The sequence below is a fragment of the Providencia sp. PROV261 genome, from assembly GCF_028477945.1.
In the GTDB taxonomy this organism is placed as follows: Bacteria; Pseudomonadota; Gammaproteobacteria; order Enterobacterales; family Enterobacteriaceae; genus Providencia; species Providencia stuartii.
Map to the genome: position 1 here is coordinate 26,955 of NZ_JAMPMC010000012.1, position 15,537 is coordinate 42,491.

Here is a 15,537-nt window from a genome sequence, read left to right on the forward strand (position 1 = left end):
TATTTGATGCCTCACTACTCTAATTAACTAAAAGAATCCCGGTTCTTAAACAAAACCCAACCAGAAAACAAAAAACGAAACGGTTCCTACCACTAGGAACCGTTGATTTTAGCGAGAAATTGACAGCTTGTCAGAAAATTAACGAGTTAACAGATAAACTGTTCCGTTTCTTGCCTGAACCATTAGCTTATCACTGGCAACAACTGGGCGGCTATGCAGACCTGAACTGTTAATTTTGTTTTGTGCTACAAAACCACCAGTGCTCATGTCTAACCAATGGAGGTAGCCTTCTTTATCACCAACCACAAGGTAGCCATTGTACATTTCTGGTGCACTTAACCCACGATTAAGCAGATCTTCTTGTGTCCACAGTGTTACGCCATCGCTCTTACGCACAGACAATACACGATCATTTTGGTCGACCAGATAAAGGTTTTCACCTGAAAGCACCATGTTATTGACAGAGCCGAGATCGCGTTTCCATTTTATTTGTCCTGAACGCATATCAAGTGCTGCGAGTGTACCGTTATACGCAATTGCATAGATAGTACCATCATCAATAATTGGCGTCATATCAACATCATCTAAGCGACCAATTTCTGTAGAGCTAGTCACTTGAGAGATACGTTGTTGCCAAATAAGTTGACCTTGGGATAAAAGTACAGCACTAACGCGGCCATTATCACCACCAACAATAGCGGCACCATAGGCAATACTTGGCGCTGATTCACCACGTAAAGACAATGATGGTGTATCCATATTCACTGTCCACTTGATTTCACCACTGTTCTCATCAAGTGCTTGCAACATGCCATTACTGGTATGAACAATAACTAAGCCATCATTGGCTACTGGGCGAGAGAGGGCTTCACCTGCTACTTCGACATCCCATACCACCGAGCCATCTTCTTTATTCAATGCAATGACTGTTCCGCGTTCAGTACCAATATAAATATGGTTACCCGAAACCGTTAACCCACCCGAAAGCAGTGCGGATAAGTTAGCAGAAAGAAAACCTGTGCGCTTAGAAAGGTCTACTGACCAAATTTCTTTACCGCTCTCCAGTTCTAATGCTTTCACTATTCCTTTACGATCGGCAGCATAAACAGCACTACCATCCCATACTGGCGATAGATCAGAATAAAACTGCTCTACACCATTACCGACTGATTTATCCCAAACGATCGTTGGAGTAAATTGGTTTTCAACCTGAGGAAGTGGTGCCATAACGATAGAATCAGTTTCGCTGGAACAACCGGCAAGTAAAGCTGAAGCGACTAAGCCAATCAAAAGTGTTTTCCGCAACTGCATAATAATCGTTTCCTTTCTTCTTATAAATTATACTCATCCAATTTCAAGCCGTATCCTGTTGATATCCATTGATTTCCCCCTATCGCGTATGTCTATCGCTCTAAGGGGGATTGGCCTATCGATTAGATACGACCCTAATAATTTAGAGTACAGATACGTTGTTCAGTTTAAGGGTAAGAAGTTCTTTAAGCGTCTGTGAGCCTTCACTATCTAGCCCTTGAGTATATGCAGCTTTTGCGCCTGCATTGTCGCCTTTATGAAGTAATGCATCTCCACGAACATCTTGTGCAGCAGCCTGCCATGCCTTTCCTTTGATGTTACCAACAGAAGCTAATGCTGCATCAGCATTCCCTTGTGCAAGCTGCACTCTTGCTAAGCGGAAATTAATTAAATCAAGCATATCATCGGTTTTTGCTTTAGTTAAAGCAGCAGACAATGATTTTTCAGCCAACGCTAAATCGCCTTTATCGACAGCCACTTGAGCCAATTCTAGTCCGATCATCGCGCTGTATACATCTGTTGTATCCGCAGCGAATTTTTGCGCAGCTTCAATACCTTGAGTAGAGCCTGAATGCAGTTCTTCGCTCGCTTTTGCAAACTGTTGAGCGCTTTCTTGCAGCATATTTGTTTTATGTGACTGCCAGTAATTCCATCCCCAAACAGCCCCAACCCCTAAAACAAGCCCGACCACCAATGCCACGCCATTATTAGCAAAAAAGCGTTTAATCGCATCAACTTGTTCATTTTCGTTTGTATAAACTTCCACGTGCCTCTCCTTAACCTAACAGTTCAGCTAAACGCTGTGCCAATTGCTGCTGCGATACTGTTTCTTGCTCACCTGTTCGTAGATCTTTTACCCCGACTTGGTGATTAGCGATTTCCTCTTCGCCTAAAATCAACGCAACTTTAGCGCCCTGTTTATCTGCACGCGCTAATTGCTTTTTAAAGTTACCGCCGCCATGGTTGGTCATCACACGTAAGCTTGGTAGAGCATCACGTACTTGCTCTGCTAATAACAGCGCCGATTTTTGGCTATTTTCACCAAATGAGGCTAAATAAACATCCGTGACAGATTCATCAGCAATAAAGCCAGGATTTAGGCTTTCAACTAATAGAACCATACGTTCCATGCCCATAGCAAAACCGACTGCTGGGGTTGGTTTACCGCCCAATTGACCGACTAAACCATCATAACGTCCACCAGCACATACTGTACCTTGCGAGCCTAGCGCTGTTGTCACCCATTCAAAAACGGTGCGGTTGTAATAATCCAGACCACGTACTAAACGTTGATTAACACGATACTGAATACCCGCTGCATCTAACAATTTGCATAAACCATCAAAATGCTCACGAGATTCATCATCTAAATAATCAAACAACTCAGGAGCATCATTTAATAACGCCTGTACATCTTGATTTTTTGAATCAAGCACACGCAATGGATTCGTGTACATACGGCGTTTGCAATCTTCATCGAGTTTTTCTTTATGCTGCTCAAGGAAGGCCACTAATGCTTCACGATAATTTGCACGAGCGTCTAAAGAGCCGATTGAGTTTAACTCTAACGTCACATGTTCGCTGATACCTAATGCGCGCCACCAGCGTGCTGTCATCATTATCAGTTCAGCATCAATGTCTGGCCCCGCCAGACCGAAAACTTCGGCGCCAAGTTGGTGAAATTGACGATAGCGGCCTTTTTGTGGGCGTTCATGACGAAACATGGGCCCTAGATACCATAAACGCTGTTCCTGATTGTACAGCAAACCATGCTCAATACCTGCACGGACGCAACCGGCAGTATTTTCAGGGCGTAAAGTGAGACTTACCTCTGCTTTATCTGTGTCGTGACGGTCGATAAAGGTATACATCTCTTTTTCGACAACATCGGTCACTTCACCAATCGCTCTGCTAAATAGCGGGGTGTGCTCTACAATCGGGGTACGGATTTCACTAAAGCTGTAACCCTGCAAAATATTTTTAAGTACTGCTTCAATTTTCTGCCAGACTCGAGTGTCTGCCGGCAGATAGTCATTCATGCCACGAACGGCCTGGATATTTTTTGCCACGTTATGTCTCTATTTTTTCGGAATCGAATAGACTCGATTATAAAAGCGAAATGTCATTGGGTTCAATCGACAAACCACAATATTCCGCTTCAATCGGGAATATTCTGCTCTTTTTGGGTTTGTCCGTTTAATTTTTACATCAAGCTATGCGCTGAACCCCCGTCAAAAAGTCATAAAAACAAAAACTGGCCCTCAATGAGCCAGTTGTTTGACAATTATTTTTCGACTTGGTTTATCTTTATACGGTTATTTTCATCAAGCATTGCTGCTTTTGCGCGAATTTTCGCCTCAAGCTGATCAATAATATTGTCATTATCAAAACGCTCTTTTTGGCGAACGCCATCTTCATAGAAACCACTTTTGGTTTTCGCGCCAGCCACACCTAAAGTAGAAACCTCGGCTTCACCCGGGCCATTCACTACACAACCAATAATAGAGACATCCATCGGCGTGATAATATCTTCGAGGCGCTGCTCCAAAGCATTTACCGTACCAATCACATCAAATTCTTGGCGTGAACAGGTTGGGCAAGCAATAAAGTTGATGCCACGTGAGCGGATCCGTAACGATTTTAGAATATCAAAACCGACTTTCACTTCCTCAACAGGATCCGCCGCGAGTGAGATACGTAACGTATCGCCGATACCTTCAGCCAACAACATACCAAGACCAATTGCTGATTTCACTGAACCAGAACGAGCCCCACCCGCTTCTGTAATACCGAGGTGAAGTGGTTGATCAATTTTTTGCGCCAATAAACGATAAGAGCCGACGGCAAGAAAGACATCCGACGCTTTAACACTGACCTTGAACTGATCGAAATTCAGCCTGTCCAAGATATCAACATGTCGCATTGCTGATTCAACCAATGCTTCAGGTGTTGGCTCACCGTATTTTTCTTGGATATCTTTTTCCAGTGACCCGCCATTGACCCCTATACGGATAGGAATGTTGTGATGACGAGCACTATCAACGACTTGGCGAATACGCTCTTCACTGCCGATATTACCTGGGTTAATTCGTAGGCAGTCAACACCATATTCAGCCACTTTCATCGCGATACGGTAGTCAAAGTGAATATCCGCAACCAATGGCACATTCACGCGCTGCTTAATTAATTTAAAGGCTTCTGCTGCATCCATCGTAGGAACAGACACGCGGACGATATCAACACCTACACGCTCAAGTGATTGGATTTGCCGCACAGTGGCTTCAACATCCGTCGTGCGCGTATTCGTCATAGATTGGACAGCAATGGGAGCACCATCGCCAATAGGCACGTTACCTACATAAATTCGGGTGGATTTACGTCTTTTTATCGGTGATTCATTATGCATTTTAATTTTACTCTCTGGACATCCATGTGCTCTTAAACACTGTTGTGTAGTTGATAATCATTGCTTCGATGACCACTATACACAAAAACGCAAACTGCAAACTATCACAATTCTAGTTTTAGGATACAGTTTGCGTCTTCTTAATTTGTGACTTTATGCTTCAGGTATTTTTAATTTAGCAGAACGATTCGCTTTAATAAAACGGCTTAAGTCAACCACATTACCATTGAATTTGATATCAACGTTTGCGGGCGCACCAATATTCAAGCGGTAAGGCAATTTACCTTGTAAATCCAAGGTGTCGCCGCTGTTCTTAATACCACTATACAAGACTTTATTATTCGCATCGCGAACTTCCAGCCAACATGAACCTTTAAAGCTCATGGTGAGCGCATCTTGAACGACAGGAGTAGCTACAGGCTCTTCCGTTGATTGAGTGCGATCAACGCTCACGGTTGTATTAGGTGAATTCGGTAACGGAACGGTTTTTACTGGCAAAGATTCAATTGGCTGATTCTCTGTCGCTTGAGCGGCGTTTAAGTCGACAAGGGTACCTTCACCTGTCTCAGATGTATTTGTTGGCGTCTCTGTTGACCCATTGGAAAGCTCAACTGGATTTCCACTTTCATTTTGCTGAGATATAAGCAAATCATTTTGATTTGCCATCGTAACAAATTCATTTTGTTGTTTTTGATGATCTTGCCACCACCAAATACCAACCATAGCAATCAAAACAATGACAATTAGCCAGGTTAGTTTCATTAACCAACCTTCACGCTTCTTACGCTTTTTACCTAAAGAGTAACTCTGCATTGATGAGACTGTTGATGCCGCAATCGGCTCATCATTTTTAAGTAACGCATTCAATTCACTTTCAGGCACATTAACCATACGCGCATATAAGCGCATATAACCGCGTAAAAACGTAGGTTCAACGCCAGCAGGTTTCACATCCTCATCGATTTCCCTTACCGTACTAACTTTAAGACACAGACGCTCCGCGACTGACTCTTGTGTTAATCCCATACGTTCACGCGCTTGAGACAATAATTTTCCTACAGTGATTGGGGTTTGTTCGGTATTGTTATCGATAGTCATTTGCTGGCAACACTGTTTCCGAGTGAATGAAATATAAAGCTATTTTTCCTTAGCTTTACTCGTAATAATCCTAATGTGATAATTATATTAATATCATCACCTACAAAACATTGTAGGTGATGAGGGTCATTTTGCCTATCCATAAATGACCCAAATGATAATTAGACCAAATATTTAGACTTTATCTATAACTTCAGACTGCTTTCACCTTAATAGGTTCCCCAGCCATACGTTTTTTCAAGGTCCGTTTTGTTCGGTCAATCACTTCTCCCGCCAACTGACCACAGGCGGCATCAATATCATCACCACGTGTTTTACGCACAATCGTTGTAAAGCCATATTCCATTAATACTTTTGAAAAACGATCAATACGACTATTCGAACTACGACCATACGGCGCCCCAGGGAACGGGTTCCAAGGTATCAAATTAATTTTACTTGGCGTATCTTTTAAACATTCCGCTAATTGGTGAGCCTGTTCAATACTGTCATTAATGTGGTCAAGCATGACATACTCTACCGTGACACGACCACCATTCGCATTGGATTTGGATAAATAACGTCTTACACTGCTCAGGAATGTTTCTATATTGTATTTTTTATTGATAGGTACAATATCATCACGGATATCATCAGTCGGTGCATGTAATGAAATCGCCAAAGCGACATCAATCATATCCCCTAATTTATCCAGCGCAGGAACAACACCGGAAGTTGACAGTGTGACTCGGCGTTTAGATAAACCAAAACCAAAGTCATCCATCATGATTTCCATCGCGGGAACCACATTATTCAAGTTCAGTAATGGCTCCCCCATTCCCATCATAACCACGTTGGTAATAGGACGACGACCACTGGATTTTAATGAACCAATAATTTTTGCTGCGCGCCAAACCTGCCCGATAATTTCAGAAACCCGTAAGTTACGGTTAAATCCTTGTTGAGCGGTAGAACAAAATTTACATTCCAACGCGCAACCTACCTGTGAGGAGACGCACAAGGTTGCACGATCATCTTCTGGAATATAAACCGTTTCGACTTGCTGGTCACCTACCGTTATCGCCCATTTAATGGTGCCATCTGCTGAGCGTTGTTCTTCAGCAACTTCAGGAGCACGAATTTCAGCGACTTCCTTTAGTTTTGCTCTTAACGCTTTATTAATATCTGTCATTTGATCGAAATCGTCATAACAGTAGTGATAAATCCATTTCATGACTTGATCGGCACGGAATGGTTTTTCACCCATTTGCGCAAAAAACTCACGCATCTGCTTGCGATTCAAATCCAGCAGGTTAATTTTTTGTGTGTTGTTTTCTGGTGTGACAGAAATAGCGGAGGAAGTTGCACATTGTGCACTGGTTGTCATATCGGACATGTTAAGTTGCCTCGTTGTTACACTTTCGGCGAGTGCTACTTTGGTAGCACAACGTTCATAATAAAATCGCCCTGTTAACAATTATATTAACAGGGCGTCGCATTGTACAAACTTTATAAGAATAATGCTAATGCATTACACTAGTTTACCAATTAGCGTGGGCAGATTTCGTCTTCAGTGAAGAAATACGCGATTTCGCGGTTTGCTGATTCAACAGAATCTGAACCGTGAACCGCATTCTCAGTGAAGCTGTCTGCATAGTCAGCACGTAGAGTACCTGCCAGTGCATTATCTGGATTAGTTGCACCCATTAGGTCACGGTGACGTTGAACTGCGTTCTCGCCTTCTAGTACTTGCAGCATAATTGGACCAGAAGTCATGAATTCAACCAGACCTTCAAAGAAAGGGCGGCCTTTGTGCTCTGCGTAGAAACCTTCTGCTTGCTCACGAGTCAAATGCAACATTTTGGCGGCAACGATTGAAAAACCAGCGCTTTCAAAACGATTATAGATTGCACCAATAGCATTTTTCTTCACTGCGTTTGGTTTAATAATAGAAAATGTACGTTGAACCGTCATAAATAACCTCTTAGCGATATCGTGACTTTTACTTTTGTATTCTTAACTTTCATGTTAATCAAAACACAAAGTAGATGTCAGTTGTAGTTTTTTATATTGTTTATCTTCTGATGACGAGCAGCAGAAATTAAGGCGTTGATTATAGGGGCTACGATTACAATTTCCTACAGTCACATCAACATTTTGTTAAACTTTTTATAGCAAAAAACACTATTTTTTTGACTCAGTCACACTTTTTATTTGTTACTTGACTTTAAAATTAACTGACGTGACTTGCCCACCAAGATCTAATACCGAAATTTGATAGTTTCCTGCCTTATCGAAGGTCAGTAAAACGCTACCATTGTGCTCAGTCTCTTGGATCTGTTCACCATTTAAAAACCACCATTGCTGCCCTTGCCCACCTTGTGTCATTAGACGCACATCCAAACTCGTTTTTCCTGGTAGCCGTTGCAGAATTTCCCCATCACGGATGCCCGAAATAAACAAAGGTGGTGTTTCCGTACGCAGTGGAGGACAGGACGAGTCGATTGGCGGTAAACGATTTATCCGTTTTTCACTCTGTGGTAACCAAGACTCTAAGGTAATCGGCCACAAATAAACCTCTTTTTCCACTGCATTAGAGCAATCAGGAGCAACCTGCAACCCTTGTTCATTTACCCATATTTTCTGACGTAACCCCAATAATGATTCTTGATCTTTCGCCATTAATGTTGGCGGGATCGTATTATCTAAAATCCAACTTAAACGGCGTTGCCGACAATTACTATCCCCTTCTGGTAATACAGTGCCGCTAGGCCAACAGATCATCGCTTGACTGACCGTTGATGGCTTGGTGTCTTTTGGCATCAATTGATTCGATTGATACAAACGCCCTAACAATAAATTATTCACTTGATTCATAATGGGGATCGCGGTCGCATAACCTAATTGCCCGGCAACAGGAGTACCATCGGGCCGCCCCACCCACACTCCTATTGTGTAGCGTGGATTTACCCCGATAGCCCAAGCATCTCGATAACCATAGCTAGTACCTGTTTTCCACGCTAAATTAACTTGCGCGGTCAAACTACTATCAGGAACAGGGCGCGCTTCACCACCCATAATACGCCGAATAATCCATGCCGCACCCGCTGACATTAATTGGCGATCACGTATTGTGTCTGTTGGACGATAGCGCAATGGCGACACTTTCCCTTGGCGAGCAAAAGCACTATAAGCCGCAACTAGCTCATCCATACGAGCGGCAGTGCCACCTAAAATTAACGACAAATTAGGTTCGCTAGCTAAAGGAAAACGTAATTCTGTTCCCACATTACGTAATTTCGCCGTAAAACGCTTACTTCCGTAAACGTCAAGCACTTGTACTACGGGTAAATTCAGTGAGCGGACTAATGCGTCACTCACACTCACAGGCCCATTAAAACCGCTATCAAAGTTCCCCGGTCGATAATCATCGAAGCGTCGAGGCACATCTTGCAGTAAAGATTCAGCGTGGATCAAACCATCATCCATCGCTAAGGCATATAAAAAGGGTTTCAATGTTGACCCCGGTGAGCGCCAAGCCGTGATCATATCGACATGACCAAAACGGCTATTATCTTGAAAATCGATTGACCCAATATAAGCTTTCACACTCATATCAGTATGATCTACTACCAATATCCCTAGCGATGTCTGCTTAGGAAGCTGGTTTTTCCAGTTAATTGCCATCTCTTCCAATTGGCGCTGCAACCCTGCATCAATGGTGGTTTCAATGACCGTTTCTTGTGCATCTTTGACAACTCGGCGCGCCAACAAAGGCGCAGAATTCGGATTTTTGCGTGGCGCTAACCAAATCTGTTCTTGTTTAATATCTTCAATTTTATCTGCTGGCCACACCTGATATTCCGCGAGTCTATCGAGCACTTTATCGCGTGCAGCTTGCGCTCTTTCGGGGTAACGGTCTGGCCTTAGTCGACTAGGTGCTTGTGGCAACACCGCAAACAATGCCGCTTCACCCGAGGTTAATTTATCAGGTGCTTTGTTTAAATAGACCCAACTGGCCGCACCGATACCTTCAATCGTACCTCCATAGGGAGCTCGGTTAAGATACATTTCCAGTATTTCATCTTTTGAATAGTGATATTCAAGTTGTGCAGTACGCCATAACTGTTTCAATTTCCCTGTTATGGTGCGGTCATGGGGATCGACTAACCGAGCAACTTGCATTGAGATCGTACTTCCACCAGAGACAATGCGCCCTGAACTGACGTCTTGCCACAATGCTCTCAGTAATGAAAATGGGTTAACACCGGGATGTTGATAAAAATGACGATCTTCGTAGGTCAATAATGCTTCGATAAACTCAGGGGAAACTTGATCCAGTTTTACGGGGTAACGCCATATTCCTTCTTTATCCGCAAAACGCCAAAGTGGTGTACCATCCTGGGCAACGACCGTGCGCGCCATCTCAACTTGTTTTATCGGCAATGGCCAAATCTTATCTGCCAGCAAAAATAAAAGAGGCAAAAAAATCACCAAGCAGAGCAAAACCAACCCAGCGCGTCGTAATCTTTTTTTCATAGATGGATATACCGCAAACAAATAGCCCTTATACCGAAATCATCACGCATCCAGTATAAGGGCTGATTAAAGATTAACGAACGACTTCTAATTGGCCGTTAGCTTTACCTACCGCACGCCATTCAGGAACATACATCGATTCCACTTGTGGAGCCGGGATAGAATATACCCCCGGTGTCACGGCACGCGCCAAATAGACTAATGTTGTCGGTCTATATTGCTCAACCTCAACGGCTGCCACAAAGCGATCATCCCGATATTCCATATGGTTGACTTGTGATTGTTGCATATCATCAATCACTTCCTGCAAGTTTGGCGCAGTTTCACTCAGATTAGCACTACTATTTGCTAAGTTCTGGTTTTCAAGCTCTAAGCCAGCAGGCAATAAATCAACCACTAAAGCATCAGGTACTCTTTGTGAAGCATTAACTTCTAATTTCACCACAACCATTTCACCTGTTCTTAAACGATCGAGTGAAATTGGACGACCTTGCAGATCTAAATAGGTTCGTTTCACATTCAACACATTCGAACTTGGTGTTGGCGTATACAATGGATAACCCACTACGTTCAATTGGCCATACAACGTGTTCGTTCCTGTATTTTCGATGCTATAACCTGTTTTTAGCTGCTCTTTAGTTAAAAACTCATTGATAGGCTTATCTGAGGTCATCGGTGGTTGTTGACCATTAATGACCGCTTTCCATGGGGTTTCTGTATTATTCACATAATAACGTCCCGCCAAGTACAGCGCATTGCTCTCTTGAGTTGAGAAGTACTGTTGAGATACCAAGTTGTTTGAAAGCATTTGCAGTTTTTGATCACGTGCTTTTGTCATCAATTGGTATTCATTCAGTAACGCAACGATCATCGCATCATCACGAATGATTGAGCCATAATCCCCACTGTAGCTGTAACGAGCTCGCTGCTTTTTCAACCCATCAGCAATTACATTATCACCCCGTGTTTTATCGCCCATCAAATTTAAAGCGATACCCAACTGTACTAGTGGCAACCCACTATTGGCTTCCTGACTTCTTGAGTAGAGTTGTCGTAGTGCTCCGAGAGGCGCCTTTTGCTGTGTTGCAAGTACTAAGCCCGCATAGGCTTGGGCTGCAAAACGTGCGGCTGATTGATCATCTACATAGGGGTAATTAATTTGATTACCATCTTGTAAATAGCTCAATAAACGACTATTAGCATTGGTTAATGCCTCTTTCGGCACCGCATAACCACGCTGATTTGCTCGGTTAAGGAAATCCGCAGCATATGCCGTTAACCAGTACTCTTCTCTACCGTTACGATCCCATAACGAGAAACCACCATCAGGACGTTGCATGCTTAATAAATGAGGGATCCCCAATTCAATGGCTTTGCGACGGTCATCATCTGTCTGCGATTTTATACCTAACTTATTCAGCTCTGCTTGTGAAGAGTATAACGATGGATACAAGCCACTGATTGTCTGCTCAAGACAGCCATATGGATAAGCAAATAACTCACGAATATAGCGGGCAATCTGCAATGGTGGACGGCTAGTTAGTAAAACTTGACCTTCGAGCGTATTAGGGGAGAGACCTTGTAAATTCTCGGTTGGTAATGACCATTGCTCACCCGGCTCAATAGCAACAGCATAAGAGACCGTTTCCGCAGGCTGTGCAGGGCGAACCCCGACTTTCCAACTATTGCTATACGCTTTCAATGATTCATCTGGCAAATCAATACCATTGATTGTCATTGAAACCTCACCCTGACCATAACCATAATCCGCGCGAACTGGCAACGTTACCGTTGTACGTTTACCTTTCACTAAGGCTAGCTCTTTCGTGGCAACTCCATCTAATTTCACCATTCCAGAGGCTTTAAAAGTCACTGTCACATTTTGTGTATTGTCCGTCGTGTTAGTGAGATCTAATGCGAAGTAAGATTTATCACCACCAGCCATAAAACGTGGCATCGACATTTGAGTGATAAGCGGCGCCGCTACCACGACTTTACTATCAGCATGACCAAAATCCTTCTCATTCCATGCTTGAGCCATTACGCGCAACTCACCATTAAAATCAGGGATCGGTAAGCTAATTTCACCTTCACCATTTTTATCTAATGTGACAGGTGCCGCCTGTTCCGCAATGATTTGCACTTCTGTAAGTGGCTTCATTCCACCACGATCTAATGAAGTATCTTCACCATCACCACCAAAACGTAAATTTGCTAACTTACCTTGGCCTTCAATGAGGTGACCGTACACATCGTACTGATCGACACTGTAACGTTTACGACCAAAGAAGGCGTCATACGGATCGGGCGTTTTAAAATCAGTAATGTTCAACACGCCAGTATCCACAGCAGATAGCAATACATTGACTTTTTCAGGTAATGGCTTGCCATCTTGTGCCGTCGCTTTCACTTTAACGATAAGGTCTTGGTTTGGACGCATTTGGGTTGGTGCTGAGAGCACTAATCCAATCTTGCGATTTTCATCCGCTAACGGAAGATGAAGTACCCCAATCGCTCGCTTAACCGTTGCCTCTTTCGAGTCATCTCCTGGACGAACAACGACCGCAGTAATGTATAGGTCATGGCGAGCCCACTCTTTATTCACTGGTACCTCAATTTCCATTCCTTTTTCAGGAACATCAATTTCTTGCCACCACAGTGGACCATTACTTGATTCAAGTAAAATATAACCTTTACCCGCTTTTGGTGATTCCACACGAACTTTTGCTTTTTCACCCGGTAAATAAGCCGGTTTATTTAAACTCAGCTTAACTTGATCAGGGCGCACAGCCCCATTACCGCCCGTATTGTCTTGCCATGAATAACCGGCCCAAAACGGTAGACTGGTGACTAATTGGTTATTTTCATTGATAACCTCAAGACGGAAGGCACCCCAATCAACAGGGAATGAGACTTTTGTTGTCTGACCTTGACTAATCTTGATGTTTTCATTGGCCATCACTAAATCTTTTTGGTCATAGTTTGATGTCCAACCACCACTTTCAGACCAATTCCAATAATAATCACGGCGCTCATAAATCAGGCGTGCAGTTAAATTGTTGGCCTCTAATTTATTTCCGGCAGCATCAGCAAAGACAAGCTCAAACTCCGCTAAAGAATTTTCATCAACATTATAGCGTTGGGCATAGCGGTCAGTTCGATAATCATAAATTTCCTTTTTATTGAATAATGGGCGAATACCCACCATCTCTCTTGCTGGCCATACGGCTTGCTCAGCACGACGGGTCACCGGACGCCCGCCAGCCTCCAATAGACTGACTTGCGCAATAACTTTTATTGGGGAGCGTAAAGATTCCCAATTACTTTGTGGCACACTAATGGCGGTTTCACCCGTATCATCTAGCGTTAAATCGAATTCATCAAGCTTACGTTGCAACCCTTCTTCGCTCGCAAAACCAAATTCAAATCCAGGTAATTTAGCTACGGCTTCACGATCAGGACGAATAAATATTTGCCCTTGAAGTTCATTACCCGCGGCGGGTGCACCATATAAATAGCGGCCTTGAATATCAAACTCAACAGGCTGATTATTCAAAATAGGTTTATCTTTTGTAGTGACATCTAATGCCATGCGTTCAGGCATAAAGTCTTCAACATTGAATTTATAGTAACGTAGTGGTGACCCGTCACCTAAATCAAAGCGTAATGACCAGCCCCCCGTTTCCGCTGATTGAGGAATTTCATACTGGTATTGATACAAACCATCATGGTCTTTCTCAGGTTGCCACACAAAACTTCTAACAACCTGTCCATCCGTTTTTAAAACATCCACTTTAACAGGTTGCGCTTTAAGTGGATTTCCATCACCGTCGCGTAATAACCCATTAACCAATAACAGTTCACCTGGGCGATATAAGTCACGTGGCCCAAACACAAAAAATTGTTTTGCGTATCCAGTAGGGCCTGAAATATCAAATTCAGAGAGGTCTAAAGCAGGTTGAGTAAGGTCAATCATGCTCGTTTGCCCATCAAGGGTCGCTAGCAATAATTTTCCACCCGCTAATTTATCTAATTTGGCATGCCCCTCGCTATCAGTAGTCGCTTGGTTAACCAATTGACCTTTTTCATCAAGGATACGCAGCTCAACGCCTTTAAGGGCTGAACCTTTTGCGAGTGATTGCGTAAAAACATCAACCTGATCTTGATAGCTATGCAGTGAGACCCCTATGTCACTCAGGGTGAATACTGTTGCAGGGAACTGATAACTGTAGCTACCCGCTTTTTGCATGATAGCTAGGTAGACGCCGTCTTGCTGTAGCTCTTTAATGTCTTTTAAAGGTAGTAAAACGGTTTGGCGAGTGTTTTTATCAGGATTGAGGTCAAAGCGCCCTGTATAAGCAAGTTCGGTTTTATTGAGAAACTCTTCTGAATACCAATATTCATAGTTACTACGGTATTGCCACATTGACAGAAATTGTGGTAATTGCTTTTCGTCAATACGGAAAAAATTCACATCGACTTTATCTACATTCAGCGCAATAACGGGCAATCCTTGTGCTACTTTGCTCGGTAATAAGGAGCCTTTGCTTGCAAAACCAACAGTTGGGATAATCTGTGCTGTTTGCAGTTTTTTCTCAAATGGTTGCTCTATCGTACGCCCATTTATCGCCTTAATCCCTGTATTTACTGTGAGATTTAACTCTCTTGATGGCGGTAAGTGACGAAAACGTAACTCCATTTTATTATCGGATAGTTCCCAAGCACCATCCAATTTTCCTGATTTCACATCAACTAAGTTTAAATATTGACTAAAATCTTGCTCCTCATATAGCGGCACAGAGAAGGTGACAACCATTGCGCTTGCCCCATCTAGTTGCAACTCAGAGGCATCAAGAATAGTTAACTCTTTACCCGCATAGCGCTTCATCATTTCAGCTGCTGATAATTTCGGCGTAGCTCCCTTTGCCGCCGCTAACGGTGCCGTTTGAATCACTTTTTCTGTCGTTGCACTTTTTTCGGCTACGACGCTGTTTTCTTTACTATTTGTGTTGTCTGAATTATCACAACCTGTTAGTGCAATAACTGAGGCTAATGCTGCTACAATATAACGTTTTTTTGTTTTTAGACCCGCCAATGAAGCCCAACGAATATGTTGATTCATGACCGATTCTTCCTTTTATAGTTAATATATGGTGCTTTTACTTCCATCTATAAGTTGGAAGCTACAGAAATCTTGGCTGGAT

At 43.0% G+C, this 15,537-nt stretch carries 9 protein-coding genes; all 9 read right to left on the minus strand.

The annotated features are described in order from the left end of the window. Nucleotides 1-138: 138 nt before the first annotated feature. The 9 genes from bamB to PR675_RS08130 all read right to left on the minus strand — a co-directional run bounded on the left by bamB (nucleotide 139) and on the right by PR675_RS08130 (nucleotide 15,455). Nucleotides 139-1,311, minus strand: a complete 1,173-nt coding sequence (bamB, locus tag PR675_RS08090) for an outer membrane protein assembly factor BamB (protein ID WP_004921347.1) — start codon at nucleotides 1,309-1,311, stop codon at nucleotides 139-141. A 142-nt stretch (nucleotides 1,312-1,453) separates the two neighbouring features. Then, nucleotides 1,454-2,077 (minus strand): YfgM family protein, encoded by a 624-nt coding sequence (locus PR675_RS08095; RefSeq protein WP_004921349.1) that lies wholly within the window; start codon nucleotides 2,075-2,077, stop codon nucleotides 1,454-1,456. A 10-nt stretch (nucleotides 2,078-2,087) separates the two neighbouring features. Next, nucleotides 2,088-3,380 carry a histidine--tRNA ligase gene (gene hisS, locus PR675_RS08100; RefSeq protein ID WP_004921351.1) on the minus strand — a complete coding sequence of 431 codons (1,293 nt, stop codon included), beginning with the start codon at nucleotides 3,378-3,380 and terminating at the stop codon, nucleotides 2,088-2,090. Between the two features lie 215 nt (nucleotides 3,381-3,595). Continuing rightward, complete coding sequence (ispG, locus tag PR675_RS08105) at nucleotides 3,596-4,717, minus strand: flavodoxin-dependent (E)-4-hydroxy-3-methylbut-2-enyl-diphosphate synthase (protein ID WP_004921354.1); 1,122 nt, start codon at nucleotides 4,715-4,717, stop codon at nucleotides 3,596-3,598. 153 nt (nucleotides 4,718-4,870) lie between these two features. Continuing rightward, the gene (gene rodZ / locus PR675_RS08110; protein ID WP_004921357.1) at nucleotides 4,871-5,815 is read right to left on the minus strand and encodes a cytoskeleton protein RodZ; all 945 of its coding nucleotides are present in this window, start codon (nucleotides 5,813-5,815) and stop codon (nucleotides 4,871-4,873) included. A gap of 193 nt (nucleotides 5,816-6,008) precedes the next feature. Continuing rightward, a complete protein-coding gene (locus PR675_RS08115; RefSeq protein ID WP_004921358.1) occupies nucleotides 6,009-7,190 on the minus strand; it encodes a bifunctional tRNA (adenosine(37)-C2)-methyltransferase TrmG/ribosomal RNA large subunit methyltransferase RlmN in 1,182 nt (393 codons plus the stop codon). Between the two features lie 152 nt (nucleotides 7,191-7,342). After that, nucleotides 7,343-7,768: a nucleoside-diphosphate kinase gene (gene ndk, locus PR675_RS08120; protein ID WP_004921360.1), complete on the minus strand. Its 426-nt coding sequence runs from the start codon at nucleotides 7,766-7,768 to the stop codon at nucleotides 7,343-7,345. Between the two features lie 243 nt (nucleotides 7,769-8,011). Continuing rightward, entirely contained in the window at nucleotides 8,012-10,333 is a 2,322-nt protein-coding gene (gene pbpC / locus PR675_RS08125; RefSeq protein WP_014656317.1) for a peptidoglycan glycosyltransferase PbpC, read from the minus strand. A gap of 73 nt (nucleotides 10,334-10,406) precedes the next feature. Next, entirely contained in the window at nucleotides 10,407-15,455 is a 5,049-nt protein-coding gene (locus PR675_RS08130) for an alpha-2-macroglobulin family protein (protein WP_060561144.1), read from the minus strand. Nucleotides 15,456-15,537: the final 82 nt, after the last annotated feature.

What these genes read in the sequence shown, in the direction of transcription:
- bamB (WP_004921347.1), bottom strand. Translation starts at nt 1,311, where the DNA reads ATGCAGTTGCGGAAAACACTTTTGATTGGCTTAGTCGCTTCAGCTTTA.
- ispG (WP_004921354.1), bottom strand. Translation starts at nt 4,717, where the DNA reads ATGCATAATGAATCACCGATAAAAAGACGTAAATCCACCCGAATTTAT.
- rodZ (WP_004921357.1), bottom strand. Translation starts at nt 5,815, where the DNA reads ATGACTATCGATAACAATACCGAACAAACCCCAATCACTGTAGGAAAA.
- PR675_RS08115 (WP_004921358.1), bottom strand. Translation starts at nt 7,190, where the DNA reads ATGTCCGATATGACAACCAGTGCACAATGTGCAACTTCCTCCGCTATT.
- ndk (WP_004921360.1), bottom strand. Translation starts at nt 7,768, where the DNA reads ATGACGGTTCAACGTACATTTTCTATTATTAAACCAAACGCAGTGAAG.
- pbpC (WP_014656317.1), bottom strand. Translation starts at nt 10,333, where the DNA reads ATGAAAAAAAGATTACGACGCGCTGGGTTGGTTTTGCTCTGCTTGGTG.
- PR675_RS08130 (WP_060561144.1), bottom strand. Translation starts at nt 15,455, where the DNA reads ATGAATCAACATATTCGTTGGGCTTCATTGGCGGGTCTAAAAACAAAA.